The 373-nt window shown below is 56.6% G+C and carries 1 protein-coding gene; it reads left to right on the forward strand.

Annotated features, from left to right (window positions below; genetic code table 11):
• Nucleotides 1–373 (forward strand): sulfatase-like hydrolase/transferase (locus SB764_RS38670; RefSeq protein ID WP_410866562.1); only part of this gene is annotated, 373 nt, incomplete at both ends.

Consider the following 373-nt stretch of genomic DNA (forward strand, 5'->3'; position numbering starts at 1 on the left):
GGGTGCTCAGGATTTCGATGCCATCCGGGCGATCTATTACGGAATGATTTCAGAGGTCGATGCGCAGCTTGGACGTATCTTTCAATCTCTGAAGGACGCCGGAACGTGGGAGGATACCGTCATTGTCTTCACCTCCGATCATGCGGAGATGATGGGCGATCACTGGACACTGGGGAAGGGTGGCTTCTTCGACGGTAGCTATCATATCCCGCTTGTGATCCGCGATCCGCGGGCGGCTGCGAAAGGCATGTCGGTCGATCATTTCACCAGTGCGGCCGATATTTTCCCGACACTGTGCGAGACGCTCGGCGCGTCCGCGAAAAACAGCCTCGACGGCAGATCGCTTCGCCGATTTCTTGATGAGAAACCGGTC

The organism is Paraburkholderia sp. SIMBA_027, assembly GCF_046535315.1.
Classification (GTDB): domain Bacteria; phylum Pseudomonadota; class Gammaproteobacteria; order Burkholderiales; family Burkholderiaceae; genus Paraburkholderia; species Paraburkholderia tropica.